The sequence below is a fragment of the Marilutibacter maris genome, from assembly GCF_006546735.2.
GTDB lineage: Bacteria > Pseudomonadota > Gammaproteobacteria > Xanthomonadales > Xanthomonadaceae > Marilutibacter > Marilutibacter maris.
Map to the genome: position 1 here is coordinate 36,825 of NZ_VICD02000304.1, position 15,255 is coordinate 52,079.

Consider the following 15,255-nt stretch of genomic DNA (forward strand, 5'->3'; position numbering starts at 1 on the left):
GCTCGGAGCGGGGCGCGCGCACAAAAAAGGCCCGGCGTGAGCCGGGCCTCGGGGGCAGGGCGGAGGCGGGCTCTTCGGGAAGCCCGCTCGGCGGTGCCGATTACCAGATCACGACCTGGTCGTCGCCCTGGCGGACCATCGGCTGGCCCGGCTTGCATTCGAACGCGGCGGCGAAGGCCGGCAGGTTCGACGGTGCGCCGATCGCGCGGAAGTTCGCCGGCGCATGCGGGTCGGTGGCCAGGCGCACCTTCAGCTCCTCGGGGGTGAAGTTGCGGCGCCACACGGTCGCCCAGTTGGCGAAGAAGCGCTGGTCGCGGGTCATGCCGTCGATCATCGGATCGTCGCTGCCCTCGGTGGCCGCCTTCATCGCGTCGTAGGCGGTCGCCAGGCCACCCAGATCGGCGATGTTCTCGCCCAGGGTCAGCTTGCCGTTGACGTGCTCGTCGTCGTTGGCCTTGTAGCCGTCGAACTGCGCGACCAGCTTGTCGGTGAGGCCGCTGAAGCCCTTGGCGTCGGCGTCGCTCCACCAGTTCTCGAAGTTGCCGCTGGGTCCGAAGCGGCTGCCCTGATCGTCGTAGCCATGGGTCATCTCATGGCCGATCACCGCACCGATGCCGCCGTAGTTGATCGGCTCGTCGGCGTCGGGGTCGAAGAACGGCGGCTGCAGGATCGCCGCCGGGAACACGATCTCGTTCTGCAGCGGGTTGTAGTAGGCGTTGACGGTCTGCGGGCTCATGCCCCATTCGGTCTTGTCGACAGGCTCGCCGACCTTGGACAGCTCCCACTTGTAGTTGAACTCCATCGCCGCCAGCACGTTGCCGATGTAGCTGTCGCGGCTGGTCTGCAGGCCGCTCCAGTCGCGCCACTTGTCGGGGTAGCCGATCTTCGGGGTGAACGCGGCCCACTTCTCCATCGCCTTGGTCTTGGTCTCGTCGCTCATCCAGGCCAGGTTCTCGATCCGGACCTTGAGTGCGTCGCTGAGATTCTTGACCAGCTCCTGCATGCGCGCCTTGGAGTCGGGCGAGAAGGCGACGTCGACATACAGCTGGCCCAGCGCCTCGCCGGCGCCGTTCTCGATGCTGCCGAGCACGCGCTTGCCGCGCTCCTTCAGCTCCTTCTGGCCGCGCAGGGTGCGGTTGTAGAAGTTGAAGTTCTCCTCGACGAAGGCGTCGGACAGGTACGGCGAGGCGCCGTCGACGGCATGGAATCGCAGGTAGCTGCGCCACTGCTCGGCCGGCACGTCGGACAGCATGCGGCTGACTTCCTCGTGGAAGGCCGGCACCGCCAGCGAGAACATTTCCGGGGCCTGCAGGCCCTGCGACTCGAAGAAGCGGGTCCACGGGAAGTTCGGCGCCAGCTTGTCGGCGTCGGCCGGCGAGACCGGGTTGTAGTAGATCGAAACGTCGCGCGACATCTCCTCCTGCGACTTCGACACCGAGGCCAGGCGCTTCTCGAACGCGACCACGTCGGCGGCCTGCTTGGCGGCGTCCTCGGCGGACACGCCCGACAGCTCCAGCACCTTGGCCACGTGCTCCTGGTACTTCTGCAGCTTGTCGGCCTTGTCGGCGTCCTCGTAGTAGGTCTTGTCGGGCAGGCCCAGGCCGCCCTGGAAGGCGTAGGCGATGTTCATCGTCGAGTTCTTGAAGTCGGCCTCGGGGCCGAAGCCGAACACGTAGAACTGGCCCTTGGCGGCGCTGGCGCGCAGGAAGTCGGCGACCTTGTCGCCGCTGTCGAGCGCGTCGATCTCGGTCAGGGTCGGCTTGATCGGCTCGATGCCCTGGGCGTTGATCTTGTCCGCGTCCATGCCGGTGGCCCAGAAGTCGCCGACGATCTTCTCCACGCCGTCGGCGCCGGTGTCCTCGGCGGCCTGCTCGGCGATCTGGCGCTGCACCGCCAGCGAACGCTCGGCGAGCATCTCGAACGCGCCCCAGGAGGTGCGGTCGCCGGGGATGTCGTTGGCGGCCAGCCACTTGCCGTTCACGTAGCCGCCGAAATCGGTGCAGGCGTCCTTGCCGGTGTCGAGGTCGCCGGCGGTGAAGCTGTTGACCGGCGGCAGCTTGCTCTCGTCGAGGGTGATGCCCTTGGCATCCGTGGCCGCGTCGGCGGAGGCGGCCGGGTCCTCGGTCTTGCCGCAGGCCGAGACGGCGGTGGCGATGGCGAGGGACAGCAGCAGGACTTTGGGTGTGTTGAGGGTCACGGTGTACTCCGACCTTGCGAATGCGGGAAATGGCGGTGCCGGACCGGAAGCGCCGGGGGCACATCGCTTTCACCATAGCCCCGCCCCGGTGGTGACCGAAGGTGTCGAAGGTCATGGGCGCGGCGATCGGGCCGGGTGCCGAAGGCCCTGCCGGGGGCTCACAGGGCCAGGCTGTCGCCGGGCAGGGGCAGGTGGGCGGACACGCCCAGGCGTTGGCCCAGCTCGCCGGCGAGGGCCTCCCGCGCGCGCTCCTCGCCATGCACCAGGGCCAGCGACGGGTGGGGGCCCGCGGGGCCGAGGGGCGGCCCGATCCGGGCGAACCAGTCGATCAGGGCCTGCTGGCCGGCGTGCGCCGACAGGCCGCCGACGGTGTGGATCTGGGCATTGACCCGGTAGTCGCGGCCGTGGATGCGGACCCAGCGGGCGCGGTCGACCAGGCGGCGTCCGAGGGTGCCCTCGGCCTGGTAGCCGACGAACATCACGTGCGCCTCGCGGCGTCCGAGGTTGTGTTTGAGGTGGTGGACGATCCGGCCGGCGGTCGCCATGCCGCTGCCGGCGACGATGATCGCGCCGGAGCGGATCCGGTTGATCGCCATCGATTCCTCGGCGCTGGCGGTGAAATGCAGGTTGGGCAATCGCAACGGCGCGATCGGCGCGGCCCAGGTCTCGCGGGCGCGGGCGTCGAACAGTTCCTGGTGGCGCTGGTAGACCGCCGATACCCGCGCCGCCATCGGGCTGTCGAGGAAGATCCGCCAACGCTCCATGTTCCAACGGTCCCAGTGGCGCGCGAACCAGTACAGCAGCTCCTGGGTGCGGCCGACCGCGAAGGCGGGGATCATCACGTTGCCGCCGTCGCGCCAGGCCGCGTCCAGGATCTCGCCGATCTCGGTGACGGTCGCCGGGCGATCGCGGTGGTCGCGGTCGCCGTAGGTCGACTCCATCAGCACCAGGTCGGCCTGTGCGATCGCCGCCGGGTCGCGCAGGATCGGTGCGCCGCGGGGGCCCAGGTCGCCGGAGTAGACCAGGGTGCGGCCCTGCGCGCGCAGCTCCAGCACGCTGGAACCGAGGATGTGCCCGGCCTCGCGCAGGGTCAGCTCGACGCCGGGCAGGATCTCCTCGGGGCTGTCGTAGTCCAGCGGCCGCAGCCGTTCCAGCGCGGCCTCCACGTCGGCGCGCGAAAACAACGGTACCGCCTCGGGTTCGCCGCGCCGGCGCCTGCGATTGAAGCGTTCGGCCTCGCCCTCGGCGATCGAGGCGGCGTCCAGCAGCATGATCGGCAGCAGGTCGGCGGTCGCGGCCTGGGCCAGGATCGGGCCGCGGAAGCCGCGCCGGACCAGCAACGGTACCCGGCCGACATGGTCGATATGGGCATGGCTGAGTATCAGCGCATCGATCGCGCCCGGCTCGAACCCGAAGGCGTCCGCATTGCGGGCCTCGGCCGTGGGGCTGCCCTGGATCATGCCGCAGTCCAGCAGCAGGCGGTGCCCGGCCACCTCCAGTTCGTGCATGGAACCGGTCACTTCGCCGGCCGCTCCGTGGAAACGTACCCGCATCGCAATCGCCCGCATGGTCGACGTTCCCGAACAGTAGCAGGCCGGCGGCCGTTGCGGCATGTCAGACTGTGGCCCTGCGGAACACGAGGCGGAGACGGCGTTGGGCGGCATCGAGGACGGGTTCATCCAGCAGATCGAAGCTGCCGGCGACGTTGCGGCGGTGGTCGCGGCCTGCCGTTGGCTGGAGGCGCGCGGCGGGACCGGGCCGTTCGACCGTCAGCGCCTGCAGGCACGGCTGCCGGAGCTGCTGCACCGGCACCTGGCCGGGGTCTGCGAGCATCCGGGATTCCGGCTCTGGCTGGATGTCTATTTCGGGCGCCGTCCGGCCGCGTTCCGGTCGCCGCTGCAGCAGCCCAGCTATCTGTACTACCCGGCACTGGAGCCGCAGGCCTGGTTCGACGCCGGCAGCATGCCGGAACTGGCCCCGCTGGAGGCCCGGCTTCCGGCCTTGCGCGAGGAGCTGCTCGCGGTGCTGGCCGATGCGGGGGGCTTCTCGCCCTATGTCTCCGCCGAGGCCTCGCGCAGCCCGACCTGGGCCGCCCTGGCCGATCGGCCCGATTGGTCGGCCCTGCACCTGCTGCGGCGCGGGCAGTGGAACCGAGCGCTGATGGCCCGATTGCCGCTGACCGATGCGTTTCTGGCCGAGGCGCCGCTGGCGCAGTGTCCGCCGCACGCGCCGGAATGCTTCGTTTCGCGGCTCAGGCCCGGGGTCGAGCTGCCGCCGCACCATGGCCTGTCCAATATCAAGCTCACCGTTCATCTGCCCGTCGACCTGCCGCCGTCCGGCTGCAGCATCACCGTCGCCGGCGAGACCCGCTGCTGGGAGTACGGCCGTTTCCTGGCCTTCGACGACTCGTTCCTGCACAGCGCGGCCAATCTTTCCGGGCACGAGCGCACGGTGCTGATCTTCGACGTCTGGCATCCGCGGCTGGCGGACCCGGAGCGGCGTGCGCTCGCCCACGCGGTTGCGGTCCTGGACGAGGTGCAGACGACGATGGCTCGGATCGACGGCAAGGCTTCCGCAAGCTGACCGGCGGCGCATGCGGCGCTGGCGCGGTGCGGGCCATTCGCGTAGAGTGCCCCGCGTACAGCGTACGGTGACCGCCCGCAAGGGCACGTTTCCCAGGCAAGTCCGCTGCGCCTTCCGGTCCAGACCGGTCCACCTCCCGATACGCGGACGCGTAGGGGGTGGACGCAGCCACTCACTCCGCACGTCCTTCGTCGCGCTGACACGGCATGGAGCGTCCATGCCGTCACCGAACAACCTATGCACGATCATTCGCAGCGCGGCTTCAGGGAAGGCTCCGGATGACCACCGCACCTGTGTGCGGCACGCATTTTTGGAGCATTGCATGTCTTTCGAATCCCTCGGGCTCGCGCCCGCGTTGCTGCGCGCGTTGTCCGAACAGGGCTATACCTCGCCGACGCCGATCCAGGCCGAAGCGATCCCGCTGATCCTGGACGGCCACGACCTGCTCGGCGGCGCCCAGACCGGCACCGGCAAGACCGCGGCTTTCAGCCTGCCGCTGCTGAACCGCCTGTCCAAGCAGACCCCGGCGCGCGGCCCGCGCAAGCCGCGCGTGCTGGTACTGGTCCCGACCCGCGAGTTGGCCGTGCAGGTGCACGACAATCTGCGCGGCTATGGCCGTCATCTGCAGGTCGCGAGCTGCACGATCTTCGGCGGCGTCGGCATGGGCCCGCAGGTCGACGCGCTGCGTCGCGGCGTCGACGTGCTGATCGCCACCCCCGGCCGTCTGATCGACCACATGGAGCGCGGCAGTGCGCGTCTGGACGGCATCGAGGTGCTGGTGATGGACGAGGCCGACCGCATGCTCGACATGGGCTTCCTGCCGGCGATCAAGCGCATCCTCGGCAAGTTGCCGCGTGAGCGTCAGACCCTGCTGTTCTCGGCCACCTTCGAGACCCAGCTGAAGGCGCTGGCGCTGGAGTTCATGCGCGATCCCAAGCAGGTGCAGGTGGCGGCCAACAACACCATCGCCGAGACCATCGCCCACCGGGCCCACCCGGTCGACGCCGAGCGCAAGCGCGACCTGCTGATCGACATCCTGGCCGAGCGCCACACCGACCAGGTGATCGTGTTCGGCCGCACCAAGCACGGCTGCAACCGGCTGGCGGAACAGCTGGAGAAGTCCGGCATCCGCGCGGTCGCGATCCACGGCAACAAGAGCCAGGCGCAGCGGCAGAAGGCGCTCAACGCGTTCAAGGCGGCCAAGGCGCGGGTGCTGGTCGCCACCGATGTCGCCGCGCGCGGCCTGGACATCCCGAACCTGCCGCTGGTGATCAATTTCGATCTGCCGATGGTGGCCGAGGACTACGTTCACCGGATCGGCCGTACCGGCCGCAACGGCGCGCAGGGCGAGGCGCTGTCGCTGGTTTCGCACGACGAGGGCGGACTGCTGCGGCAGATCCAGCGGGTGCTGAAGAAGGACGTCGAGCTGGCGGACTTCCCCGGTTACGCGCCGAGCCAGCCGCTGCGGCTGGATGTCCCGCTGCCGAACCCGCGCAGCAAGCGCGGCGGCGGTGGTGGCGCGCGCAAGCCGGCCCATCGCCCCCATGCCAAGCCGGCGTCGCGGCATGCCCATGCCGGACCGAAGCCGGGGCGTGGCGAACGCAGCGGCCGCAACCGCCGCCGCAGCGGTCAGGGCTCCGCCTGAGTCCGGACCGGGGACCGCGGAGGCGCGTCGCCGGTCATGCCGGCGACGCCAGCATGTAACCGTCGCGACCGTTCTGCTTGGTCCGGTACAGCGCCGCGTCGGCCTGTTCCAGCATCGTCCGCGGCGAGGTCGCCGCATCGGGAATGCAGGTGCAGATGCCGATGCTCAAGCCGGTGGACACCGGTTGTTCGCGTATGGTGGCCAGGATGCCCTCGGCGATCCGGCCCGCGCCCGCGGCCGGGGTATCCGGCAGGACCAGGGCGAACTCGTCGCCGCCGAAGCGCGCGGCGAGGTCGCCACTGCGGCGGGCATGGCGCGCGATCGCCTGGGCGACCAGCATCAACAGGCGGTCGCCGGCCAGGTGGCCCTCGCTGTCGTTGTAACGCTTGAAGTGGTCGACATCGATCAGCAGCAGCGACAGCGGTGACTGCGCCCGTCTGGCGGCGGCGATCCGGCGCTCCAGCACGGCGTCGAAGTAACGGCGGTTGGCGAGCAGGGTCAGGGTGTCGAAGTTGGCCTGCCGCCGCCAGTGCAGCAGGTGGCGACCCATCCACAGCAGGTGGGTCGCGGCGACCACCATCGCCGCCGGCATCGGCGCGAACCAGGTGTTGCCCAGCCGCATCATCGCGATGCTGATGGCGAGCATCACGCCGACACCGGCGATTGCCGCCGACAGCGGTCGCATCACGCCCGGGGACAGCGACAGCAGGGTGCACATGAACACCAGCAGGCCGACGATGGCCGCCTGCGGCAGCGGCGCCAGCGGCACGATCGCGCGCTGGTGCAACAGCATGCTTGCGATGTTGGCGTGGTATTCGACGCCGTTCATGGGCAGGCCGGACATCGGGGTCCGGAACCCGGGCGCGATGCCGGTCGCGGTGACCCCGACCACCACCCAGCGGTCGCGCAGGGCGTCGTCGGGCACGCGGCCCTCGAGCACGTCGATGTAGGACAGCTCGGGGAAGCTGCCGGGCGGACCGGCGTAGCGGATCCGCACGCGGTGATCGCGAACCCACTGGTACGGCGAACCGTCCAGCCCGGTGGGGCGGCGCACGCCGGGCACATCGGCGCCGATCGCGGTGGGGTCGAGCTGCAGCAGCGCCAGCGCCAGCGCCGGCCAGCGCGACTGGCCCAGACCGGCGTGCAGGTACAGCTCGCGCGCCGAGCCCGTCGGCTCCAGTTCCACGTCGGTATGGCCGATCGCCGCCACCCTGGAGGCGATCACCGGGTTCGGCAGCACCTCGATTGGCGGTCCGCTCTGGTTCTGCATCGTGGCGATGACCGGCAGCACCACCCGGCCGTTGCGTTCGATCGCTTCCGCCAGGCGGACATCGTTGGCCGGATCGATGCGATCGGGTTCGGACAGGATCAGGTCGAACGCGATGCCGCGCACGCCGCTGTCGCGCAGGCGGTCGAGCAACTGCGCATGGACATTGCGCGGCCACGGCCACTGGCCGATCACGCCGAGGCTGCGGTCGTCGACCGCGATCATCGCCACGTCGTTGCCGACCGGGTATCCCCAGTGTGACGCGTGCAGGTCGTAGAACAGGTCGTCGGCGCGATGGGTGACGTCGCCGAGGCTGAGCGCAGCCGCGACGGTGGCGGCGATGGCGGCCAGTGTCGCCCGCCACGTCCACGGCAGCCCGTTTTCGTTCACAACACCAGCAGGAGCAGCAGCGCACCGGCACCGGCGCCGTAGCACAGGCGGCAGGGGAACCTGGCCTCCTGCACCGGACCGAACGGGTGGGCATAGCCGTCGTCGTCGAGCAACTGCACCCGGATGTACCAGCGACCGCCGTGCGGGCGGTCGAGCTGCAACTGCGGGGTGTCGACCTCGCGATCGACGAACGGGTCGGCGAAGTCGGGCTTGCGCGCGATCTGCACGCGGTACCGCTGTCCGGGCGCGCCTTGCTGCCATTGCAGGGTGACCTGGCCGCGTTCGGCCTGGGTCTCCAGTCCGGGGTCGACCGGCTGGTCGCTGACCTCGAACGACAGCACGTCGCCGAACGGCCCCTGGCGCCCGTCGGCGTCGCGCGATGCGATCCGCCACCAGTAGCGGCCCGGCGCCAGGTCGTCGTCGGCGCGTTTCCGGGTCTGGCGGACCACGTTGTCGTTCAGGAGCCGGTCGAAGGCGGGGGCGTCGGCGATCTGGAGCACGGCCTCGCTGGCCTGCTCGGGGCGGGTCCATTCGAAGCGCGGGCGAGGGTGATGGACGACCTGGTCGGCGCGCGGACTGATCGTCAGCGGCGGCGCCGGCTCGGCATTGAGGGTGAAGGTCCGGATCGCGTCGTGACCCTGCAGGCCGTGGGCATCGACCGCGCGCAACAGCAGCCGGTGCTCGCCCGCCGGCAGGTCGTCGATGCGGATCGAGGTGGCTTCGGTGATGGCCTCGAACAGCTGCACTTCCTGCTCGGCTTCGCTGACGACCTCGACCTGATAGGCGTCGGCGCCAACGGCGGCCGCCCAGGCGAGCTTGATCGGCAGCGATTGCAGGGCGGAACCGGCCTCGTCGATGACCGGCGCCGGCGCCAGTTCGAGCACGGCACCGGGAGCGCCACCGCCGGCCAGGGCGCCATGGCCGCGGCGCAGCAGCACGTCGCCGGCCTCGTCGCGATCGACATGGACGGTGCCTTCCAGCACCTCGGTCCGGTCCGGCCGGCCATCGCTGCCGGCGCCCACGCGGAAGCGGGTGCCGCGGACGCTGGTGGTCGCCGACGGCGTCTGGATGATGTAGTGCGATGCCGGTCCGGTGGCCGGCTTGACGTGGTTGGAGGTGCCGCCCCGGATCAGCCGCAGCCGGGTGTCGACCATGCCGGTGGCGCCGTAGGCGCTGAGCTTGTCGAACTCGATCCGGCTGTTGGCCTGCACGAGCAGTCGCGAGCCGTCGGCGAATTCCAGGGTCGCGCTGGCGTTGTCGCCGGTCTCCAGCCAGCCGCCGATGGTCAGGCCCATGCCTTCACTGGCATTGTCGGCCGGGTCGTTCGGATTGGGCCGGGCGCGCACTTCTCCGCGCAGCGCGACCAGCCGCGCCGGCACCGGGCCGACCCGCAGCCATTCGACCGGGATGCCGAGCCTGGAACCGGGCGGCAGACGGTACGGGTCGACGATCGCGTTGTGCATCTGCAGACGCTGCCAACCGACATCCGTGCGCAGGTAGCGCGCGCTCAGATCCCACAGGGTATCTCCGGGGCGCACGCGGTAACTCCAGTCCGCGGCGGCGGCGAGCACCGGCAGCAACATCAGCAGCGGTGCGAACAGACAGGTCGATTGGATCAAGAGACGTCGGCGCCGGTTCCCGGTCGATGCCGTCGTGGTGCTACAGCGCATTGGAACTCCCTGTCAGACGATGCCCGTATGGCTGGCTGGCCCCTGCATTTCTGCCATACCTGTCACAATTATGCAGGGTTTTTGCCGACTTATCCCCAGGAAAAAGCCGGGTCCGAGGGTCGGACCCGGCTTTGCCGGTTTCTGAACAGGGCGTCGTTCAGCTTTGTTGAGAGGCGATCCAGCGGTCGACCTTGGCCTCCAGCACGTCCAGCGGTACCGCACCGTCCTTCAGCACCTCGGCGTGGAAGCCGCGGACGTCGAAGTTGTCGCCCAGGGCCTTCTCGGCGCGCGCGCGCAGCTCCTTGATCTTCAGCTCGCCGATCTTGTACGCCAGCGCCTGGCCCGGCCAGGCGATGTAGCGCTCGGCCTCGGCGGTGGACTGGGTCAGGCTCTCGGCCGAGTTCTCGCGCATGTAGTCGATCACCTGTTCGCGGGTCCAGCCCTTGCTGTGCAGGCCGGTGTCGGTGACCAGGCGGATCGCGCGCCACAGCTCGTTCTGCAGATAGCCGAAATAGCTGTAGGGGTCGGTGTAGACGCCCAGGTCCTTGCCCAGCGACTCGGCATACAGGCCCCAGCCCTCGGTGAACGCGGTCTCGCCCCCGAAACGGCGGAACGCCGGCACGTTCTCCAGCTCCTGCTGCAGGGCGAGCTGGAAGTGGTGGCCGGGGATCGCCTCGTGCAGGTACAGGTCCTCCGCGTCCCAGGTCTTGCGGGTCGGCAGATCGTAGGTGTTGACGTAGAAGATGCCCGGGCGGCTGCCGTCCTCGCTTGGCGACATGTATTCGCCGCCGGCCGCGGACTGGGCGCGGAACGGCTCGACCGGGCGGATCTCGAACGGCGCCTTCGGGGTCAGCGAGAACTGCTCGGGAATCTTCGCGTCGATCTTCTCTTCAAGCGCCCGGTAGTGGGCCAGCAGGGCCTCCTCGCTGTCGAAGCTGAAGCGCGGATCGTTCTGCATGAACTTGAAGAAGTCCTGCAGCGAGCCCTCGAAACCGACCTCGACCATCACCTTGCGGATCTCGTCGTGGATGCGCGCGACCTCGTCCAGGCCGATCTGGTGGATCTGCGCCGGGCTCAGGTCGCTGCTGGTGCTCTGGCGCGCGTTGAACGCGTACCAGCTCTGGCCGTCGGGCAGCTTGTCCAGGCCGACGCTGTCGCGGGTCGCGGGCAGGTACTCGTCGTTGATGAAGGCGCGCAGCTTGCCGTAGGCCGGCATCAGCCGGTCGGCGATCAGGGCGCGGTAGGCCTCGGTCAGACGCTGCTTGTCGGCGTCGGAGAAGTCCTCCGGGAAATTCTTGACCGGGCCCCAGAACAGGGTGTCCTCGGGCTTGTCCTTGATCAGCGCGTCCAGCTGCGGAATCACCTTGACCATCAGTGCGCGCGGCTGCACCACGCCGGTCTCGATGCCCTGGCGCATGTTGGCGATGTCGGTGTCGAACAGCACCGGGAACCGGTCGGCGCGCTTGAGCCAGTCCTCGTAGTCCTTGACCGTCTTGAACGGCTGCAGGCTGGTGCCGGAGCCGAACTGGGCCGCATAGGTGGCCAGGCTGCCCATCTGGTTGATCGGCATCATCCAGCCGGGGTATTCGAGGCCGTCGAGGGTCTCGCGGGCGTCGCCGACGAAGATCTCGTAGTTCAGCAGGTCCTGGCCCTGCAGGCCGTCGCTGCCGACCGCTTCGACCTTGGCCAGCCAGTCGCGGGTGAACTGCTCCGAGCGCTGGCGGTACTCGAGCGATCCGAAGTCGGGCAGCTCGGCGTTGTAGCGCGGGTCGCCCTGGAAGGTCGCCATCACCGGATTCAGTTCCAGGAACGCCTCCCAGTAGTCGGCGTAGATCTGATTCAGACGCTCGGCGCGGGCGGACGCGTCCTCGGCGGTCGCCGCGGGCGCGGTGGTGTCGTTGCCGGCCGGCTTGCTGCAACCGGCGACGGTGGTGAGCGCCGCGGCGACCGCGACGGCGAGCAGGATGGGGCGAAGCGTCACGGGGACCTCCTTGGTGTGGGAGCCGGTGGCCGGCGGGTGCCGGCCGTGTCCGGGTGGAACTTACAGGCGCATCAGCCGCGCCGGGCGGCGATCCAGCGGTCGATCTTGCCTTCCAGCACATCCAGCGGCACCGAGCCGTCCTTCAGTACCTCGGCGTGGAACGCGCGGATGTCGAAGTCCTCGCCCAGCGCCTCCTCGGCACGGGCGCGCAACTCCTTGATCTTCAGTTCGCCGATCTTGTAGGCCAGCGCCTGGCCCGGGATCGCCATGTAGCGCTCGGCCTCGGCGGTGGCCTGGGTCTCGCTCTCGGCCGAATTCTCGAGCATGTAGGCGATCACCTGTTCGCGGGTCCAGCCCTTGCTGTGCAGACCGGTGTCGACGACCAGGCGGATCGCGCGCCACAGCTCGTTCTGCAGGTAGCCGAAGTGGTTGTAGGGATCGGTGTAGACGCCCAGGTCCTTGCCCAGCGACTCGGCGTACAGGCCCCAGCCCTCGGAGAATGCGGTCTCGCCACCAAAGCGGCGGAACTTGGGCAGTCCGGTCAGCTCCTGCTGCAGGGCGAGCTGGAAGTGGTGGCCGGGAATCGCCTCGTGCAGGTACAGATCCTCCGCGTCCCAGGTCTTGCGTGTCGGCAGGTCGTAGGTGTTGACGTAGAAGATGCCCGGACGGCTGCCATCCTGGCTCGGCCGCATGTACGAGCCGCCGGCCGCGGACTGGGCGCGGAACGCCTCCACCGGGCGGATCTCGAACGGCGCCTTCGGAGTCAGCGAGAACAGCTCGGGAACCTTGCGGTCGATCTTCGCTTCCAGCCCGCGGTAGTAGGCCAGCAGGGCCTCCTCGCTGTCGAAGCTGAAACGCGGATCGCTCTGCATGAACTTGAAGAAGTCCTGCAGCGAGCCCTCGAAGCCGACCTCGGCCATCACCTTGCGGATCTCGCCGTGGATGCGCGCGACCTCGTCCAGGCCGATCTGGTGGATTCGCGCCGGGCTCAGCCCGGTGGTGGTGGAGTTGCGCGCGCGGTAGGCGTACCACGCCTCGCCGCCGGGCAGCGCGTCCATGCCGGAGCTGGCGCGGGTATGCGGCATGTACTCGTCGACGATGTAGGCGCGCAGCTCGCGATAGGCCGGCATCAACCGCTCGCCGATCAGCGCCGCGTATTCCGCGCTCAGGCGCTGCTTGTCGGCCTCGGAGAAGCCCTCGGGGAAATTCTTGATCGGCCCCCAGAACAGGGTGTCCTCCGGCTCGTCCTTGATCAGCGCGTCAAGCTGCGGCACCACCTTTTCCATCAACGCGCGCGGCTGCACCACGCCGTTGCGCACGCCGATCTTCATGTTGGCGATGGCCTGGTCGAAGATCGCCGGTATCCGCGAGGCGCGCTTGTTCCAGTCGTCGTAGTCCTGCACCGTCCTGAACGGTTGCGCGCCGGTGCCCGATCCCAGTTGCACCACGGTCGAGGCGAGGTTGTAGAACTGGTTGATCGGCTGTTGCCAGGCCGGGAACCGCTCGCCTTCCAGTTCCATCTTCGCGTCGCGCACGAAGATCTGGTAACTCAGCAGGTCCTGGCCCTGCAATCCTTCCGGACCGACGTCCTCGACGGTCTTCAGCCAGCGCGCGGTGAAGTCGTGCGACTGGCGGCGGTAGTCCTCGGACAGGATGTTGGGCAGGCGGTCGTTGTAGCGCGGGTCGCCCTGGAAGGTCGCCGCCAGCGGGTTCAACTCCAGCATCTGCTCCCAGTACTGCTCGTACAGCGCATCGAGCCTGGCCGCCTTGGCGCTGTCGGAGGCGGATGCGGCGGCGGTTGCCGGCACCAGCGCGGTCTGGGCGGCGCTGGCGGAAGCGGGCGCGAGGCCGGCCATCGCGACGGCAATGGCCAGGGCGACGGTCAATGGGGTCCGGGCGGGGGTCATTCGGGGCTCCTGTGGCGGGTGGCCGGGCAGTGGTGGTGGCGCCCGCATGGCCGGTACACGGCTCGGGACGGGACACGCAATGCTCCAGCATCGGGATTGCGCCGGGGACGGGCATGGGCCTTTGGTCATGCCGACCGGGCGGCGGGGCATCGCTCAGGCGCTGGCCTGCCCGCGCAGTTCGGCGGCGCGTTCTCGTCCCAGATAACGGGTGATGCCGGCCCGTACCAGATAGATCAGCGGGATCAGCGCGAACGCCGCCAGCATCTTGTAGCCGTAGTTGACCGTGCTGACCGCCAGGAACAACGAGGTCGGCCACTGCTGCGGGCCGAGCACGAAGGCGATGTAGAGAACGACGAAACTGTCGACCAGCTGCGACACCGCGGTCGATCCGGTCGCGCGCAACCATACCCAGCGCTCGCCGGTGGCGCGGCGGATGCGGTGGAATACCGCCACGTCGATCAGCTGACCGAGCATGAACGCGACCAGCGAGCCGCCGATCGTCCACATCCCCTGTCCGAACACCGCCGCGAACGCGGCCTGGTAGTCGGGCACGCCGCGATCGGCGGCGGCGCCGACCCACCAGTCGGCCGGGGCCAGCGAGATCGCCGCGAACGCGAACACGAAGCCGTAGCAGATCAGTCCGGCCGCCAGCCAGGAGATGAAGCGCACGCCGCGCTGGCCGAAGAATTCGTTGATGACGTCGGTCATCAGGAACACGATCGGCCACAGCAGGGTGCCGGCGGTGAAGCTCAGCGAACCGCTCTGGCCGAACAGGTCCCATTGCAGCGGCGCGATGCCGAGCGTGTCCTCCAGGGCGAAGATCTTGACCCCGATGAACTCGGCCAGAGCGGCGTTGACGCAGAAGAACGCCGCCAGGCCGATGAACAGTCGGGTCGTGCGGTCCTCCAGCACCGGCTTGCTCAGCGCGATGTCGGCGCCTCCGGAGCCGCCGTCGCGGGCGGGCTGAACGGAATGCTTTCCGGCGATACCGCGCCGCCGGAGATGATGAAGGCCATCGCCTGGTCGACGCTCCAGTCGGTCGGGGTGATCTTCTCGACCGGGACGATCTCCAGGTAACCGGAGGTCGGGTTGGGCGTGGTCGGCACGTAGACCGCGGCCAGTTCGCGGCCGCTGCCGTGTTCCTTCAGCACCCGGGTGACGAAGCCGATCGATTTCATTTCCGTGTGCGGAAAGTCGACCAGCACGACCCGCTGGGTGCCGTCGGGCTTGGTCTGCAGGATGTCCAGCAGCTTGCGCGCGCTGCCGTAGATCGTGCTGGCGAACGGGATCCGCTCGATCAGCGACTCCATCCAGCGCAGCATCCGCTGACCGAACACCCGCCGCGCCATCACCCCCGACAGCAGGATCACGCCCAGCGTCGCCAGCAGGGCCAGCGCGGTCTGCAGCCAGGGGTCGTCGACCCAGCCCAGCGTGTGCGGCGCGCTGGCCGCGACCTGCTCCAGCAATGGCGCCACGAAGGGCTTGCTCACGTCGGTCAGCAGGACGAACACGAACTTGATCACGACCCAGGTCAGCCACAGGGGCAGCAGGGTCAGCAGACCGGTGAGGAACAGCCTTTGCAGGGTATGGATGCGCATGTCCGGATTGTACGGGC

At 69.2% G+C, this 15,255-nt stretch carries 10 protein-coding genes; 2 read left to right on the forward strand and 8 right to left on the reverse strand.

The window, feature by feature from the left end; genetic code table 11:
• Positions 1–100: 100 nt before the first annotated feature.
• Both FKV24_RS17070 and FKV24_RS17075 read right to left on the reverse strand, forming a co-directional pair.
• Complete coding sequence (locus FKV24_RS17070; protein WP_141483230.1) at positions 101–2,197, reverse strand: M13 family metallopeptidase; 2,097 nt, start codon at positions 2,195–2,197, stop codon at positions 101–103.
• A 158-nt stretch (positions 2,198–2,355) separates the two neighbouring features.
• Positions 2,356–3,765, reverse strand: coding sequence for an MBL fold metallo-hydrolase (locus FKV24_RS17075; protein WP_249041074.1), 1,410 nt, complete (start codon positions 3,763–3,765; stop codon positions 2,356–2,358).
• An 85-nt stretch (positions 3,766–3,850) separates the two neighbouring features.
• Between FKV24_RS17075 and FKV24_RS17080 the strand changes: the two genes are divergently transcribed.
• Both FKV24_RS17080 and FKV24_RS17085 read left to right on the forward strand, forming a co-directional pair.
• On the forward strand, positions 3,851–4,780 hold the full coding sequence (locus FKV24_RS17080) for an aspartyl/asparaginyl beta-hydroxylase domain-containing protein (protein WP_170288350.1): 930 nt from the start codon (positions 3,851–3,853) through the stop codon (positions 4,778–4,780).
• Positions 4,781–5,102: 322 nt separating this feature from the next.
• Positions 5,103–6,425, forward strand: a complete 1,323-nt coding sequence (locus tag FKV24_RS17085) for a DEAD/DEAH box helicase (RefSeq protein ID WP_141483232.1) — start codon at positions 5,103–5,105, stop codon at positions 6,423–6,425.
• Positions 6,426–6,459: 34 nt separating this feature from the next.
• On the opposite strand, the gene FKV24_RS17090 is transcribed toward FKV24_RS17085, so the two are convergent.
• The 6 genes from FKV24_RS17090 to FKV24_RS17115 form a co-directional block, all read right to left on the reverse strand.
• Positions 6,460–8,082 (reverse strand): CHASE2 domain-containing protein, encoded by a 1,623-nt coding sequence (locus FKV24_RS17090; protein WP_170288351.1) that lies wholly within the window; start codon positions 8,080–8,082, stop codon positions 6,460–6,462.
• Positions 8,079–9,701 (reverse strand): FecR family protein, encoded by a 1,623-nt coding sequence (locus tag FKV24_RS17095; protein ID WP_249041075.1) that lies wholly within the window; start codon positions 9,699–9,701, stop codon positions 8,079–8,081. Before FKV24_RS17095 ends, FKV24_RS17090 begins: the two co-directional genes overlap by 4 nt.
• A gap of 208 nt (positions 9,702–9,909) precedes the next feature.
• Positions 9,910–11,733, reverse strand: coding sequence for a DUF885 domain-containing protein (locus tag FKV24_RS17100; RefSeq protein ID WP_249041076.1), 1,824 nt, complete (start codon positions 11,731–11,733; stop codon positions 9,910–9,912).
• A gap of 71 nt (positions 11,734–11,804) precedes the next feature.
• Positions 11,805–13,589: a DUF885 domain-containing protein gene (locus tag FKV24_RS17105; protein WP_407067514.1), complete on the reverse strand. Its 1,785-nt coding sequence runs from the start codon at positions 13,587–13,589 to the stop codon at positions 11,805–11,807.
• A gap of 204 nt (positions 13,590–13,793) precedes the next feature.
• A complete protein-coding gene (locus FKV24_RS17110; protein WP_425481668.1) occupies positions 13,794–14,552 on the reverse strand; it encodes a queuosine precursor transporter in 759 nt (252 codons plus the stop codon).
• 8 nt (positions 14,553–14,560) lie between these two features.
• Entirely contained in the window at positions 14,561–15,238 is a 678-nt protein-coding gene (locus FKV24_RS17115; RefSeq protein WP_141483235.1) for a DUF502 domain-containing protein, read from the reverse strand.
• Positions 15,239–15,255 lie beyond the last annotated feature (17 nt).